This window comes from Parapedobacter luteus (genome assembly GCF_900168055.1).
GTDB classification, from domain to species: domain Bacteria; phylum Bacteroidota; class Bacteroidia; order Sphingobacteriales; family Sphingobacteriaceae; genus Parapedobacter; species Parapedobacter luteus.
In genome coordinates this window covers 15,976-31,216 of record NZ_FUYS01000020.1, presented here as the reverse complement: position 1 = coordinate 31,216, position 15,241 = coordinate 15,976, and the positions used below count along the sequence as shown (strand labels likewise).

Sequence of the window (15,241 nt, the reverse complement as noted above, 5' to 3'; positions counted from 1 at the left end):
ATGGTGATGACCTGTTCCCAGTAGTGTGCGACCTCATGCAGGCCGTATGTGCGGGCGATGTAGACCAGGTTGAGGATGTCCTTCTGGAAGCATGAGCCGCCGAAACCGACGGAAGCCTTGAGGAACTTTGGTCCGATTCGGCTGTCTGTACCGATTGCGCGGGCCACCTCGTCGACGTTAGCCCCGGTTCGTTCGCAGAGTTCGGAGATGGCGTTGATGGAGGATACGCGCTGTGCGAGGAAAGCGTTTGCGGTGAGCTTGGAGAGCTCGGAAGACCAGAGGTTGGTGGTGAGGATACGTTCGGGGGGCACCCAGGAAGCGTATACATCCACCAGGGCCTGGACGGCCTCGGGGTTTTCCCCTCCGATGAGCACCCGGTCTGGGTTATGGAGGTCCTGTATGGCGGTTCCTTCGGCGAGGAACTCAGGGTTTGAGAGGATATGGAAGCTGACTCCGTTTCCGGTGTTGTGGAGGATGCTTTTCAAGGCCTCGGCGGTACGCACGGGGAGTGTTGATTTTTCCACGATTATCTTATCGGAGGTGGCTGCTGCTGCGATCTGGCGTGCGCAGAGTTCGATGTATTTCAGGTCGGCGGCCATGCCCTTGCCCTTGCCGTAGGTTTTGGTGGGCGTATTCACCGAGATGAAGATCATGTCTGCCTCATCGATGGCGCGGTCTCCTTCGGTCGTGAAGAACAAATTACGGCCGCGTGCTTCGCCGACGACTTCGGCGAGTCCGGGTTCGTACACGGGGAGCTTCGAAAGGTCGGGGTCATTCCAGGCCGCGATGCGTTTTTCGTTGATGTCTACGATGGTGACGGTGATGTGTGGGCATTTCTGGGCAATGACAGACATGGTGGGACCACCCACATAACCGCTGCCAAGGCAGCAGATTTTAGTGACTTTCATGGGATAAGATAACTTTAAATGAACCTATTTATTTATTTTATTCTATTTATTTCATACCGGATGCCAAACAATCCGCCGACGTTGTTGTAAAACCCGCCGGCGTCGTATGCAATGCCTGCTGACAGGCGCAGACCTGGGATGCGTGCAATATCCGCGGCTACTTCGTGTAAGGTGTAAACCTGATTCTGAGGCGAAGTACTAACAAAGTTACTGTGCGTGCCGAAGTTGCGGGTATAGGTCAGCATCGTTCTTCCACTAATACCGGGCGCATAACGGTGCAACATGCCGATATGGCCGCCAACAATGCGGTTGTTGATAAAGTTTCTATTTCCCCAGAACGGAGTGTTGTCGTATCGCCAATAAATCGGGGTGACAGGTAAAAAATTCGAACCGCGATATCGGTTGAGAAACAACGGCGTTCCAACACTACGAAAATCATATTCCCAGCCATTGGCATACACACCGTTGTTGTAATAACTTTGCAGTTCAGCATCCTGGAAGCTCTCCATCTGCTTGGTATAAATGAATTCAAACAGCAGGCGATCCAGCCAAGCGTGGTTTTTAAGAGTCACATTGAGGCCACCGACGCGATCGATATTCCGGATGTCGATACCCATGCCGCTTTCAAAAGGGACTTGGAAATACATGTGGAACAATGCATCATCGGTATCCAAATCGCCACCGAATTCAACCAGTCCGCGGTGGTCTCCCGCTCTATTGGGCAGCCTTCCTTCCGGTACACTGCCATCGTTCGCTTCTTTCACAAAGAGCACATTAAAGAAACCGCCCCATGAACGGTCCAGTTCCCAGCTTCCACGTCTACCCCCCCACACGGCAAAGTGCTGTACACCACCATATACCTTAAACGGACCTGGCCCAAGCCGCAGGTATAACGTTTTTTCATGCAGCCAAGCGTCTTTCATCGATTGGTTGTCTCCCATCCATCCGTGACTGATCAGCCCTTTGACCTGCAGCCAGTCATTGGTGAAAGGTACAGGGACATAGTCGGGAAAAGCGAAGCCCACTTTTGGAATAGGCAACGCATTGCCACTGATACCTAATGAACCGGTAGACAGCAGGGGATCTACCTCTCCCATGACCTCCTCGTAGCGGCCACCTCGAACTTCCAGCACACCATATCGCGCTTTCAAATAACCCTGTTGGATGACCAGATGGCCGAAATGGTGATTATTGACCACGTTTGCACCATATTCCAGCCGGAAAGTGTGCTTGCCGCCGGAAAAGGTATGGGTATTCCACGCGCCAATATAGGTGGCGACATCTTCACCTTTTTCGCTTAGCAACCCAAACCGGTTTGATTCTATCCAAAGCGGTTGGAAGCCTTCAGCGGCTATGGTGGCCGTGGTGCCTACCCGAAGTTTCAGGGAGTCCGTACGTTGAGACAACGCAATTGTCGGTAGGATTAGGAAGAAGAGACTAAGTTTGCTTTTCATGGGAGGTCAACCTAACTAAGTTTCGTTCAAATTCCTGTAATACTTGTTCTTTACTCAAAAAGCGTTCCGCATATTGCCGGGCACGTTCGCGGTACAAGGTCACGTCAGTACTCAGCGCTTGCTGTAAGCCGTCCGCCAATGCCTCAGCGGATTCCGGCTCAATGAGGATACCCAATTGATGGGTGTCTACTATTTCATACAGTGAGGTGCCGGGTACCGCGGAGACGAGCGAGAAGCCGCCCGAGGCAAGTATTCCGGTAAGTTTACTGGGCATCACCAAGTCGGATGCCGATTTCTTTTGTAATACGAGGTGCACATCGGCCGTGGCTAATAGGGCCGATAGTTTTTCGTATGGCTGCAAAGGGTAGAAGCGTATTTGCTTCAATCTGGCCTGTTCGGCCATAGCTTTAAGCCGGTCGCGTGCACCGCCTGAACCGCAGATAATAAAATGCACGTCTGGCCTATCACTGAATCGCTTGGCCGCATCGATGATGATTTCCAGTCCCTGTTTCTCACCCAAATTGCCGGAATATAGTACCACTTTGTCATTTAATGGTATTCCCCACTCGCCCCTTAATGATTGTGTTTTTTGGAGCGGTTGGATGGCTTGTTCGTCTACCCAATTGGGAAACATGAGGTAGTCGCTCTCCGATATCCCCTTGGCCAGTATCTTTTTTTTCATGCCCAAGCTGATGGATGAAACGGCATCGCTACGATTTAAGAGGTATTTTTCAGCCCTAAACATGAGGCGGATCAAGCGTTTATTTGTTATCATGCCAAGCTCTTTTGCTGCGTCGACTTGCAAATCTTGGATATGCGTAATCAGTTTGGCACCCTTCAGCTTAGCGTAAAACAATGCATAGAAGCCCAAATGAAAGGGAGGGGTAATGTTGATAACTAAGTCATATCTTTTTTTTATCAATAGACCAAACCATTTGGGAAACACGCCACCCAGGAAAGAAAATTCATGGATAATGCGCTTTTTTGCGGTCACCTCTTTCGGCACATACAGGGGGACCCGATGTACGTTTGCCCCGTCTATACGTTCGGTTATCCACGCCGGCTTTTTATAGTGTACGGGGACCTCCCACGCTGGATAATAGGGCTTGGCGGTGACCACGGTCACCTCGTGCCCCCGTGCAGCCAGCCACGCACCCATTTCACCGGTATATTTGCCGATGCCCGTAAGTTCAGGGGAATAATTAATGCCGAAAATCAGGATACGCATATGTTTGAAAACGCTTATTGTTCAATAGTGTTTGCAGCAAACCGGCACCAATCAGTCCGCCAAAGGTATTTAATAGCAAGTCGTCAACGTCGGTAACACCGATGCCCCAGTAGTATTGATTGATTTCTATACATAAACTCGCACCTGCCGAAAGCACAACCAACTTTTTCCATGAACTGACTTGAAAGATAAAAAACAAAAAAAAGGGAAAAGGTATGAACAGCACGATATTGCCAAACAGGTCGAGGTAAAATTCGTTGAAACTGTGGGAAAAGGGCTCCCACTTCGGCCAGTTCTCTACCTTAACATACAAAGGCATCCAATTTCCTATCTCACGTATTTCGTTGGCGTCATAATACCACCTTCTTCGCGCACCGAACACCGTATAGGCAAGCAAGTGCGTGTAAAGTATGCTTGTCAATTTGAGAAATATGTTTACATATACCCTCATCGATTTAATTAGCTCTTTTCCTTTATTTTACAATAAATTTCTGTGAAATATGCCATTTTGAGCACAGCAAAGGCAAACCCCCGGGCACCGTCCAAGAAGCCGCCCATTAAAAAGAAACTTCCGAAAAAGAAGGCGGGGCCTATCAGTGGTGTTCGCAGCAAGCGATATTTAATACGTTGTTTCTTAGTTAGCAAGGCCTTATTCGCGGCGGTCATCATTTTCAAGTATCGCGCCGCCTCCCAGCTGGAATATTCGTTATGCTTATTGACATAGTGCGCCACGCCCCGAAAATCGCGGTGGTCAATTTTTGCTTTAATAATCCCGACATCGCCGGTGAGTATGGGGTGTTCGTGGATTTCCATATCGAGATGGCTCCATTGTTTTTCATCGATATATTCGTATTCACCTGTGCCGACCCGGAAGAGGGCAAGCTTCTTCAACGGGTAGCCGCCTTTCAGCTTTTTGCCCATGAAGTATACGGTATAATTTAGCCAATAGCCCACTTTGGTGGTATCGGCAAGCGCTTTTTCAACAGCCCGCTTGAATGTTGGTGTGAGGTACTCATCCGCGTCAAGAAACAATACCCATTCGGTAGCGGGTGTATGGTTGCGCAGGTACCAATTGCGTTTTTTGGGGAATTGTCCATCCCACTGGAAGTTGATGTAAGTGGCACCATAGTTCTCCGCGATTGTCCTCGTGCGGTCGGTACTCCCCGAATCGACGAGAACAACCTGTTGCGCGAAATCTTGACCAATGGCTTCAAGGCAGCCCGGAAGGTTTTTCTCTTCATTTTTTGCAGGAATGACGATGGTCAAGTCCAATTTCATACAAAAACATTTTTTTACTAATCCAACATAACGCGCTCTTTTAGCGGCTTGCAGGGAAACCCCGAGCAAACCATCCAACGCCCCGTATCTTTGGTTACCACCGATCGGGCCCCTACCACGGATCCTTCGCCAATGGTTACACCGGGGTGAATAAACACTTGCGTAGCCACCCACGCATAATCTTCAATAATAATTGGCAAGGCAACAAGGGGGAAGCCCCGTTTCATGTAATCGTGCGTTCCGGTACAGACGTACGTACCTTGTGAAATCACTACCCGATTGCCAATGTTTATCGGCGCCTGGCTGTATAGGGTGACATCGTCGGCGACGCCGCTTTCGTCGCCAATCTTGACCATCCAAGGCGCCCAGATTTTCGCCCGGGGATATACATGTACGCCTCTGCCGATTTTTGCTCCAAATAGACGGAGCAAAAAGGCCCGCCATATATGGAAGGGGCGGGGCGAATAGCGGAAGAAAAGCAAATACACGATATTCCACAACACCCGGCTTATGCGGTTGCGCAAGGAAAACGATGGCCCTGTGTATGTGTCAGTATTATAAGACATCGTTATATTGATTTTAATGCATTAACCATTCGGATAGCGGCCTTCTCCATGGTGAAGATAGCTTCATACGTGCGTTTTGCCGAAGCCGCCATTGCTGTTTTTTCGGGTTGCGCCAATTGAAACCAATGCGCTAACATTGTATACACACCTTCTTCGGTGTCGGTGTCAACCAGTCCGCCACCACCAGCTTTAATTTCCCGCCAGATATTTACTTTATTGCTAATGAGCACGGGTTTTTCGCAGGCCATTGCCTCTGCAATGGCGATGCCAAAATTTTCCTGATGGCTGGGCAGTATAAATGCCTCACAGCCATAAATCGCCCCCCATTTTGCCGCACCGGTAAGCATACCGGTAAATAGAATTTGGGTGTTAGATTGGGCAAGCGATATCATTTCCTTTCCATAGGCGGTGTCCAATCCGGGGCCGGCGATCACCAGCGCGGGTAAGTCGCCTTTTTCACTAAGCAGCTTGAGGTACGCGTTGACGAGTAAATCTACACCCTTTTTTTCATGGATGCGGCTGAGGAACAACCAGTATGGTTGTTCGAGTTTTATTGAGCAAGCCGAATGGAAGGCATGTGTTAACTTGGTCGTGTAAGGCGGAGGTGGCTGGATACCATAGCCAATATTTAATTCTCTTTTGGGGTGGTATAAGTCGAACGTCTCACGAGCCAAAAGCAACTCTTGTTCACAGGTAAACAACAGCCCATCGACGCCGTTGACTACATGCCGTTCAATAAAACTCCAGAAAAACCAATTCCGGATAGCTTTCAATCGTCGGCCACGAGCCTTTTGAAAATAGGGGTCAAGCATCCCGTGTGGCATAACGAAGAGCTTAGGAGCGGTTCCCTTTTGCTTCCGATACTGTTTTAATGCTTGGTAGGTACCATAGCTGTTGTGCAGCCAGATCCCATGGATGATGACCGCATCAAAGCGATGAAAATGGCGCTGCAGCCACGGTGCTAAGTCTTTGCAGTACCCATAGGGGCCCTTTGCAGGACCTATCGCATGAATAGTGAACGAATCGCGCCTTAAAAACGATGCGTCAGGGGCATCAAAGCATACCACTTCATTATGCACGTCAAGCTCCTCCAGCGCCGGAATGCTGTTCCGTATACCTTGAACCGGACCTCCGTCTGCAGGATTCATGCTGGTTATGACGCGTAAGATGTTCATAAAATTAAATTACGTAACCTGTTTGCCGTGTAAAAAACTTAGCTTCGCTATTGACTGGTTTAACAAAAGCCGCTGGAACTCCCGCGTACAACGCAAACTGTTGCTCAAAGGCCTTGTTAAGTAGCGATTTTGCGCCTAATATGGAATAGGGAGGTAATTTGGCGCCACCCAGAATTACCGAATTGGTACCTATAAAACAATAGTCGCCAATATAAATCGGATAACTGTCTTGTCTGCATTCCTCAATGTTAATGGAATGAGTCAGTAATTGTGACTGATAACCAGCTATTGTTACAAACCTACCTATTGTAATACGGTTGGTACAATCAATATGATGGTTTTTGGTAATGGCTGAATGTTCGCCCAGGAATAATTCCGATCTTCGGCTGCCTCGTTGATGAGCAAAGTGTTGCGACGTACCTGAGGTCGGAAATCCGGTTATCCAATTTTTCCTCCCGATAGAGGCGTAGCATCCTAATTCAACATAGTCTAAATGAATCGCGACAGTAAAATGCGCTATCCTGGCCTTTTCTTTCATCACCAGTTTTTTGGGATAAATCCAGGCGAAGCCAATTCGGGCCTTCGGGTGAATTTCATATCCAAACCAAGCATTAAGTAGTCGTCGTCTAAGCGCCCACGGCAATAAAAAAACGAATAACTTTTTAATCATTTTTTAAATCATAAAGTGCTAAAAATTGATTGATGAATATCTCCTGATCGAACCGTCGGCAGTTTTCAAACCCTTTTTGAATATATTCGTCCTTTACTTGAGGATCGTGCAGTACGGCGGATAATGCTAAAGCAAACTCCTTTGCATGATAAGGGCTAACGTGTATGGCAGCTCCCCCCGACACCTCGGGCATGGGTTCAATATTACTGGCGATTACAGGTGCGCCGCAAGCCTGCGCTTCGATGACTGGCCATCCAAACCCCTCGCTAAATGACGGAAAAATAAAAGCAGTGCAGCCGCTATATAATGCGGTTAACTCCTCGTGTGGTGGCTTAACCACAGAAACTACGCGGTCAGCCATACCAAGTTCGTTGATACGGATTTGCAAGGCCGGGTCAATGGGTTGGCCTGCATAACAGATCTTACCTTTCCATTCGTCGAGGTGCGCCACCATCTCCATCAGCATCTTTCTGTTTTTCCTGGGTAACGCCGAACCAACATGAAGGATGTAGTTTAAATCTTCCAAGCCGTATTTCTGAATCATCGCTATGCGTTCAGGGGCACGCATTGGGCGGAAATGAGCGTTAAACGAATTATAAACGACCTTCCATTTTTTATCAGACGATATAGCACGTGCGCCGGCTAAGTCTTTTAACTGGTTTAAGGTAAGCTGTGAAACACAGGCGATTTTCTTTGCCTTAACAAGACTCCTAAATATCCATTTTTGTAAGTAAATGCCGGTTTTGCTGGCTGGACAGTGCGCGTCTTCATAGCCGAAGGCCCCCCGTATGGCAAGTACATCATGACAGGTAATTCCGCTTCTGCTTTTAGGTAAAACAGCGAGATATGGCGAGTTCGAATGATCACAAATGTGGAAGTAGGTGTCCTGCTTTCGATAAACACTCTTAAGCATTCTCAATTTCACAATTATTGGGAACAATACCCATTTATCTAAATAGCCTAACCATTTTCCGAAGCCATGAATAGTCGAATGTTGGCCTGTAGCAAAAAAAATAATAGGTTTCCATACAGTTACCTGGATTTCGCGTTGCACGAGCGCTTCATTCAAACTTAGCAAGTAGCGATTCATGCTTTCTTGGTGGTCGAGCGTGTAATTTCCAATCAGTATAATGTGATTATCGCTCATTGGTAATCTTATTCTTTATCGTTTTATTTTTTAATGCGGCCATAGTTAGTCCTCCTGCAACAATAGCAAAACCTAGGCTCGTTGGTTGAGCCCACTGTCCTTGCAAGAGGTTTAATGCGGCGAAACTGAACAAAAGCCAAGGTAAGATATTGTTACTTGCTAAGCTATAATAGCTTTTTAATCCTATTTGAGTTGCAGTCACAATGCGCGAAACAATTATGGTCATGCCCAGTAGAAATCCCATTTCACCGATTACTCGTCCCCATTCACCTTCGGAAATAAGGAATGTAATTCGACCCGAAAGTAGCATAGCGCCAGCGTTAGTCCCCATACCTAACCCAAACCCCCAAAGCGGAATTCCCCTGTCTCCAAATACCGCACTATACATGCCGCCTAAAAAGCGGTCTATCAATACACCCTCCAATCCGCCTTCGGCTTCATTGGCTCGTTCAAACCGTGTCATGAATACTTCAGTAGCGGTTTGAAAGAAAGATAAATTACTTAACGCAATAAGCAATAAAGCAAAGGAGACCAGACCAGCGATTAGTGATTTAATTAACGCTGGGCGCTTGGCAATGATAAATGTGGTAAAAACAAACGATAGAGCAATTTGAAAAAGTAGTCCCCTACTTATCGAAAGAGGAATAGCGGCCAGTAACCCGATACTTGCTGCTACCAGAATCAACAGCGGCGGCGCCTTGTCTTTTTGCAGCCAGAAATAAAGGATAAACGGAGTTAACATGCTATAGAATAACGTCGTCCCAGTCGTAAATGAAAACGTTCCTGGCGGGCGGGCATAACCCAATGCGCCACTAAATCCCGCCCCTTCCATGTCACCGCCTATGCCGCGATTGACCCAGGCAGATTGCGGGCTGTAGAATTGAAGTGCAACAAGGACCGTCATGGGGATAGCAATCCAAAGCATCGCCTTCCCGATTTCTACCACATCTTGCTGTCGAAACACTTTCCCAATAAGAAACATAAAGGGGACGTGTATGATCAAAATCCTTATTCCATATATGGCGACAAACAAATTCCCATGACCAACTAGGAGCGTCAAAAAAAATGAAATAATTCCCGTGATTATGAACGCCACCATTAAACCATTCCTTGGAAAGAGTCCTTTATGGTAGGCGATAGCTAACAGTGCTAATGCAATAGGATCCCGGACAATCAGTAGTGGAGTAGCCAATGCGGGCAAAAACCATTTTCTAAGCGCGCCCTCAAAAATCAACAATATGAAATATAACCATATGCCTCGTTTTAGAAGTAATACCGTTCGTTCCAGCTCTTTTGCTGCGCGCTTAGATGTCCAAGTTTGCTGGAAAGTATGTGTTTGGCTATCCATCGTGTTACGCCGTCAGTTTTTCTCAATAACTTCTTTTATTTTCTGAGCCAATTCTGTTCCGTATTTTGCCCAAGGTCTTTTTTTTGCTGTTTCCATAGCCGCCAACCCATTTGATTTAATAAGCTCTGGCTTGGATAGTAAAGCTTCGATTTGCGTTTTCAATCCTTCAGTGCTTCCCGCCTCGACTAACCAACCGTTTTCATTATGCACAATTAAATCTGGGCCTGCGGTTCGGTCGGTAGTTATTACAGGCGTTCCTTGTGACATTGCCTCGGTAATCACTAAACCAAACCCTTCGAATAATGAAGGAAATAACAGCACATCATGTTCGCGCATTAATTCGAGTATGCTTTGATGGGGTAACGTAGGTATCCAGCGGTGCTTTCGTAGACCGGCTTCCAACGGGATACATCCTTCTACAGCTTTTCTTCCAACGATGGTTAATTCCACGTGATTTCCTAAACTTTCTACGGCTTCCAAGACATTCGCAATGCCTTTTCGTTGCGACAGTCCACCGACGAACAGCAGCCGTAGTTTGCCACGAGATGCCGGCGAATAGGTCTTCCCAATCGCTATCTCTGGGAATGCATACGGGATGACGTGTATAGGAGCCAACGCGCCTGGGTACAATTCGAGGGTTTTTTTTGTAAAGCTACTGGCGACAAAAATGTGTTGTGCTAAACGAAGTTCTTCGTCTTTGCGCTGTAGCTTCGCCTCTGAATCCTTAAAACCCTTTAACGTTATGGCCCAATCGGGCCGGAATTCACGTTCTGCTCCCAACAATTGTCGCATTGCTCGCCAATAGCCAATAGGTAGATCATATAGTCTAACCAAATTCGACTTTAAGGCTTGTTTAAACGTATAAAGAGCTCCATCTTCATAACTATATACAGCTTTTAGCCCAGTTAGTTTTTTATCAATTAACATCTTTGCTGAAATACGGTCAATATGCTGAAAGACGTTATCCACACTAAAACGACCGTGTTCATGCGCAATTAATGAATTCCATTTGAATCTGCCCGCTACAAGCCGGCCGACTTCCATGGAGGGAGAGGTATATGTCAGGTTTTTTAAGTCTGTATCGAATTCTCTTCTATTGATTTCTTTAAAGGCGTTGATTTGTCCAATGCGATGAAGCATTGAACCTGGGAATGAGGCCACAGCAGTATGAAAAGCAATTAACGCCTCACGGTCTTTCAAACCCCTTAGTGCGCTTTTAACGAATTGATTTCCGGTAGGATGAGTTAGTAGTATCATAGGCTTTAATAAGTGTCGTACAAAATTTTGTTCCATCGCTTGACTAAGACAGCTGGAGAAAACTTGCTTTCATATAATTCTTTTTGTTTTTGACGTGATATTTTTCCGGATCTGATATCGGCAACGAACGATAAAATCTCTTTTTTTACTACGTCAAAATCTGTAAGTGAATTAATTACTCTCGTCGACAGGGGGTCACACGCAATGTCGTTAATCCCGCCTCGATTGGTTGCTATCCAAGGCACACCAGCACTCATTGCTTCTAATAGGCTAATTGGTAGACCCTCGGGATGGGTAGATAGCAAAAGGTAGGCATCTATTTGATCTAACACTTTTGTCAACTCCTCTAGACCGTGAAAGACACCGTGATAATTTAAATTGGGGTATCGTTTAAAATAATCTGGCGGATATTGCTTTCCTTCTCCCCAGATGTGGAATTTAATTTTCGCCATGTCATCGTGATTACTTAATTTTCCGATCAGGTCGATACCCTTCTCTGGTATAAGCCGACCATAATAACCAAAATTGACTATGTCGTCTTGGGTGGAAATTTGCTTAATACTATTACTTCTTATCGGTCTTGAAAAGCAAGGTACGGTAATTACTTCGCGGTTTAACACGCTTTGCATGTCGAATGCATTTTTTGTTGAGCATGCTATCACTATATTAGCTTGTATTAGTGCTTTTATATACCAAGAGGGCCACGTTTGCTGATCTGCCTTATCACCAGCAGTATGATGATGGTGCACCCATTTGCGATAACGAAAACATTTTGATATTAAGTAAATACTATTCCCTTGACCGTTTGTATATAGCGCATCATATTTGATGAACATTGAAAAAAAAATGAACCGAATCATCTTAAATAATTCAGTAATGCTGTTCTTTTTTGAGAAAACGGATGCGCAAGTATATTTCTTTAAATTATTGACTTGATCGTCTGATAGCTTTGAGTTTAAAACGAAAATATAAACATCCGAATCACCATTTGACGCCATTTGAATAGTAAATTGCTGTATATGACTTTCTATTCCTCCTGTTTTCAGAAGTTGAGTAGTAAATAATAATATTTTCTTTTTAGCCATAACGTCCCAATTTACATACCGTACACCCGCTTAATTTTACCTCTTGAGATACCTAAACGATACATTATTTTCACAAGGAGCCGATATATCCTAGCTTGACGGACACTTTGTTTCTTAATCGATTTGTAAAATGGATCATAAATGATTGGGTTTTTTTTTGATTTTACAGCTTTATTAACTAAGCGATTAAGAAACAATTTCCTTTCATTTAGCGCTTGCTGATTAACATTGGATGGGGTTAAAGATTTTGCATTTTGAATTTGAGTATATGAGAGAATTTCTATAAACTCTCTAACGGTATCAAGCCTTGGATCAGCTGGATTTGGATGAATAACTAGTATATTTGCGCCCATGCCCAAGCAAGGTAACGCACAATGTATTTTGGTCGTCACGACCAAACGCGCTTTGCAATATCTTTTTAGCAATGACTCCATATGAGTACTCGCATTACTCCAATAGTCATGTAATGACCCAGACGTGTTTGGTGGGTCATGCGAGACACGTGTTAACTTCTCACCTAATAACCGTTCTAATTTTTCTTTTACATCCATAGGAACCGGGTGATCGATGTTGTCAACCAGCAAGCATTCCCCTATACCTGAATGGTTTATCTCGTTCCGTGGGTGAGTAGTAATTGTTAGACAACTTGAATAATATGCAGGAATACCCCAGCCTAAGAGTAATTTCAATGTCTTTGTATCGCGACAGCCTATCGGTGCATATTTCATGAAATGGTCGCGGGTTTTTCTGTCCAGTAGCAATTCGGATTTGGCAATATGTACGGACACATAGAATGGTTGTACATTATCTGGGGGGGGGAAATTTTCGAATGAATGAAGATACCAACCATTGGCAATAAGAAACCCTGGCTGTGGTATTTTTGCCAATGATTCTCTATCTACTACAATGGCATTATCTGGAAGAAATGGTATGGCAACCATTCCTTGAAGTACATCTCCAATATTGTTCCTAATGTCACCTTCAATCTGAAAATAATAATTCATAATTCGTTATTCGTATAAAGATAGGACAAGAATGTTTTTGATATTAATGGAAGTCGTTCCTGTGGTGAGTTTTTGACGGGTAAAGAAGCAATAGGGGAATCACAAAAAATAAATCGGCTATCCTCTTCAAGAGGCTTCCAATTTTTTGTGTTCGTAACGGGGCGGCTTCCTCTTAGTAGTACCGGAATCCCATGTTCTAGTAAACAAAGCGTTGATCCGCTTTTACCATATAGCGTGTAATCTGCTCTTGATATACCCAAATCGGCCATTTGAATCCATTCTGATACTTTTTCAGGCACTAATTGCCCCAAATGTTTTATTGCTTTTTTTCCAAAGGTGCTTTGTATCATCTCGATTGATTGTTGTTCGAGTGGCCCCCCGTTTCCAAGAAGTATAAAAATGGCTTTTTTGTGTTGTTTTGTTGTGAATGCTTTTACCCAGTTTAGTTGAGCTGCGAAGTCGTTTAAAGCAGGGGTGAAGCTTCCAAAATGTATTATCTTCAATGTATCATTATCCGGATTTTTTTGAGTTGTTATTTGTTTTTTCGAAACAGGAATATTACTAAACAAGGGAAGGATAAAGGCATTATGCTTTCCCAATGCATGTTGATAAATAGGAATGGATGTAGTTATAAGATTCGCTTTTAATTGTCGAATAAGCATGTTTACGCTTAGTTTTTGGAGTATTTGGATAGGTCTTTGTTTTATCGGTACGTCACCTTTTACACCCAGCCATAATTCATGGAACATGATGTGCCACTTTTTTTCATTTCCTAGTCGTTGTAATTGTCTGATTGCTTTAAAAGGCAATCCTTTGTTGTGAAATGAATACGGAACATATTGTAAACTAATCCAATCAGGCTCTAAATCATCTAAGAATTTACAAGCTTCAATTATTCGTTTTTTCCATGTTATTTTTTTTGCTAACCGAATCATTCTTACTTGTACATCATTATCTTCCTGATAACCAAATGATGTTTGGCTTACGTACTTATCGTGTATCGACATCACGTTAGCTGAATGGCCTTGGCGGATCAATTCTGCTGCAAGTCTGCGCGTGTAATCACCTACACCGTCTTTGCCCGGTTCTAAAGTGCCACATATAAAGAGAATATTCATCTCAGTAATTTATTTAATGTGCGTTTAGCCGTATTCTTTAAATTCCAGATTTTAAGTGCATTATAAACACCGACAACTTTGGAAGTCGTGTAGAACTTACTTCCACCATGAGCATAGGGGTGTTTATATCCAAGTTCGTTTATTAACTGTTTGCATTTTTCCAAAAGATCAGGATAATTGGGATACGATGCACAATAATATCTACTTAATGCCTTCCAGCTAAGTTCTTTTGCGGTAGTTGGATCAAGCTTTTCATGGAAGTGCTTGGCATATAGAATATAGGAATGTAACCATTTTTCGTAAACATCCTTGCTATCGAATCTTTTACTTAGACTGTTAGGGACATTGCGGCGGAAATAAAAGACAGCATTGTCACAATAAATAATCCCTTTTGAGTTTAATATCAATCGCGCAAAATATTCACCATCGTCATTTAAACCTGCGTTCTCATCCCATCCATGTGTTAGTTTAATCAATTCGGCGGGGACAAGCCAAGCGCCCGTTGTGATGTATTTTCCGAATTGATTTAAAACTGTTTCAAAGTATCGTTCAATCGTGAAGTCATTTTGATATAATTCGTAGTCAGGATCGATTGTCAGGGTTTGTGCATTAGCGGTACCCATTTTTGCGCTATAAATGTAAAGGTCACCAAATTCGGCATAGCGTTCTAATTGTCTTTCCAATTTGTCAGGATGAAGAATGTCATCGTGATCTAAAAATTGAACCAAATCGCCTTTCGCCTGCTGTATTCCAAAATTTCTTGCTGCACAAGGGCCGTTATTTTCAACTTTATGGTACTTGATTTTTTGGCTCTGAATTTCGAGAATTTTCTTTTCGCTACTATCTGTACTTCCATCGTTTACAACGATTATTTCGATGTTTTTATGGGATTGGTTTAGACATGAATGAATCGTGTCTACAATATAGTTTTCGCTATTATAAACAGGGATGATAATAGATACCAAAGCGGAATGTTTGTTTTTCATAGTCGTTTCCCTAAAAA

General features: G+C 44.3%; 15 protein-coding genes. All 15 read right to left on the bottom strand.

Annotation, left to right across the window (positions count from 1 at the left end; all coding sequences use genetic code 11):
• On the bottom strand, positions 1 to 908 hold a 908-nt coding region (locus B5X72_RS20250; RefSeq protein WP_079718763.1), incomplete at its 3' end, for a nucleotide sugar dehydrogenase.
• A gap of 32 nt (positions 909 to 940) precedes the next feature.
• Complete coding sequence (locus tag B5X72_RS20245; RefSeq protein ID WP_079718760.1) at positions 941 to 2,362, bottom strand: capsule assembly Wzi family protein; 1,422 nt, start codon at positions 2,360 to 2,362, stop codon at positions 941 to 943.
• Positions 2,346 to 3,590 carry a WcaI family glycosyltransferase gene (locus B5X72_RS20240; protein WP_079718759.1) on the bottom strand — a complete coding sequence of 415 codons (1,245 nt, stop codon included), beginning with the start codon at positions 3,588 to 3,590 and terminating at the stop codon, positions 2,346 to 2,348. Before B5X72_RS20240 ends, B5X72_RS20245 begins: the two co-directional genes overlap by 17 nt.
• On the bottom strand, positions 3,565 to 4,011 hold the full coding sequence (locus B5X72_RS20235; RefSeq protein WP_176146282.1) for a VanZ family protein: 447 nt from the start codon (positions 4,009 to 4,011) through the stop codon (positions 3,565 to 3,567). The genes B5X72_RS20240 and B5X72_RS20235 overlap by 26 nt, the downstream gene beginning before the upstream one ends.
• Before the next feature lie 38 nt (positions 4,012 to 4,049).
• Positions 4,050 to 4,868 (bottom strand): glycosyltransferase family 2 protein, encoded by an 819-nt coding sequence (locus B5X72_RS20230; RefSeq protein WP_079718757.1) that lies wholly within the window; start codon positions 4,866 to 4,868, stop codon positions 4,050 to 4,052.
• Positions 4,869 to 4,885: 17 nt separating this feature from the next.
• Positions 4,886 to 5,434 (bottom strand): WcaF family extracellular polysaccharide biosynthesis acetyltransferase, encoded by a 549-nt coding sequence (locus B5X72_RS20225; protein WP_079718756.1) that lies wholly within the window; start codon positions 5,432 to 5,434, stop codon positions 4,886 to 4,888.
• Between the two features lie 2 nt (positions 5,435 to 5,436).
• Positions 5,437 to 6,609 carry a glycosyltransferase gene (locus B5X72_RS20220; RefSeq protein WP_079718755.1) on the bottom strand — a complete coding sequence of 391 codons (1,173 nt, stop codon included), beginning with the start codon at positions 6,607 to 6,609 and terminating at the stop codon, positions 5,437 to 5,439.
• A 4-nt stretch (positions 6,610 to 6,613) separates the two neighbouring features.
• Positions 6,614 to 7,279: an acyltransferase gene (locus B5X72_RS20215; protein ID WP_079718754.1), complete on the bottom strand. Its 666-nt coding sequence runs from the start codon at positions 7,277 to 7,279 to the stop codon at positions 6,614 to 6,616.
• On the bottom strand, positions 7,272 to 8,426 hold the full coding sequence (locus tag B5X72_RS20210; RefSeq protein ID WP_079718753.1) for a glycosyltransferase family 4 protein: 1,155 nt from the start codon (positions 8,424 to 8,426) through the stop codon (positions 7,272 to 7,274). Before B5X72_RS20210 ends, B5X72_RS20215 begins: the two co-directional genes overlap by 8 nt.
• Positions 8,416 to 9,774 carry a hypothetical protein gene (locus B5X72_RS20205; protein WP_079718752.1) on the bottom strand — a complete coding sequence of 453 codons (1,359 nt, stop codon included), beginning with the start codon at positions 9,772 to 9,774 and terminating at the stop codon, positions 8,416 to 8,418. The genes B5X72_RS20210 and B5X72_RS20205 overlap by 11 nt, the downstream gene beginning before the upstream one ends.
• A gap of 12 nt (positions 9,775 to 9,786) precedes the next feature.
• Positions 9,787 to 10,974 carry a glycosyltransferase family 4 protein gene (locus tag B5X72_RS20200; protein WP_217698175.1) on the bottom strand — a complete coding sequence of 396 codons (1,188 nt, stop codon included), beginning with the start codon at positions 10,972 to 10,974 and terminating at the stop codon, positions 9,787 to 9,789.
• A 62-nt stretch (positions 10,975 to 11,036) separates the two neighbouring features.
• Positions 11,037 to 12,116 carry a glycosyltransferase family 4 protein gene (locus B5X72_RS20195; RefSeq protein ID WP_079718750.1) on the bottom strand — a complete coding sequence of 360 codons (1,080 nt, stop codon included), beginning with the start codon at positions 12,114 to 12,116 and terminating at the stop codon, positions 11,037 to 11,039.
• Between the two features lie 11 nt (positions 12,117 to 12,127).
• Positions 12,128 to 13,120, bottom strand: a complete 993-nt coding sequence (locus B5X72_RS20190) for a polysaccharide pyruvyl transferase family protein (protein ID WP_079718749.1) — start codon at positions 13,118 to 13,120, stop codon at positions 12,128 to 12,130.
• Positions 13,117 to 14,238: a glycosyltransferase family protein gene (locus tag B5X72_RS20185; protein ID WP_079718748.1), complete on the bottom strand. Its 1,122-nt coding sequence runs from the start codon at positions 14,236 to 14,238 to the stop codon at positions 13,117 to 13,119. Before B5X72_RS20185 ends, B5X72_RS20190 begins: the two co-directional genes overlap by 4 nt.
• Complete coding sequence (locus tag B5X72_RS20180) at positions 14,235 to 15,224, bottom strand: glycosyltransferase family 2 protein (RefSeq protein ID WP_079718747.1); 990 nt, start codon at positions 15,222 to 15,224, stop codon at positions 14,235 to 14,237. The genes B5X72_RS20185 and B5X72_RS20180 overlap by 4 nt, the downstream gene beginning before the upstream one ends.
• Between the last annotated feature and the right edge of the window lie 17 nt (positions 15,225 to 15,241).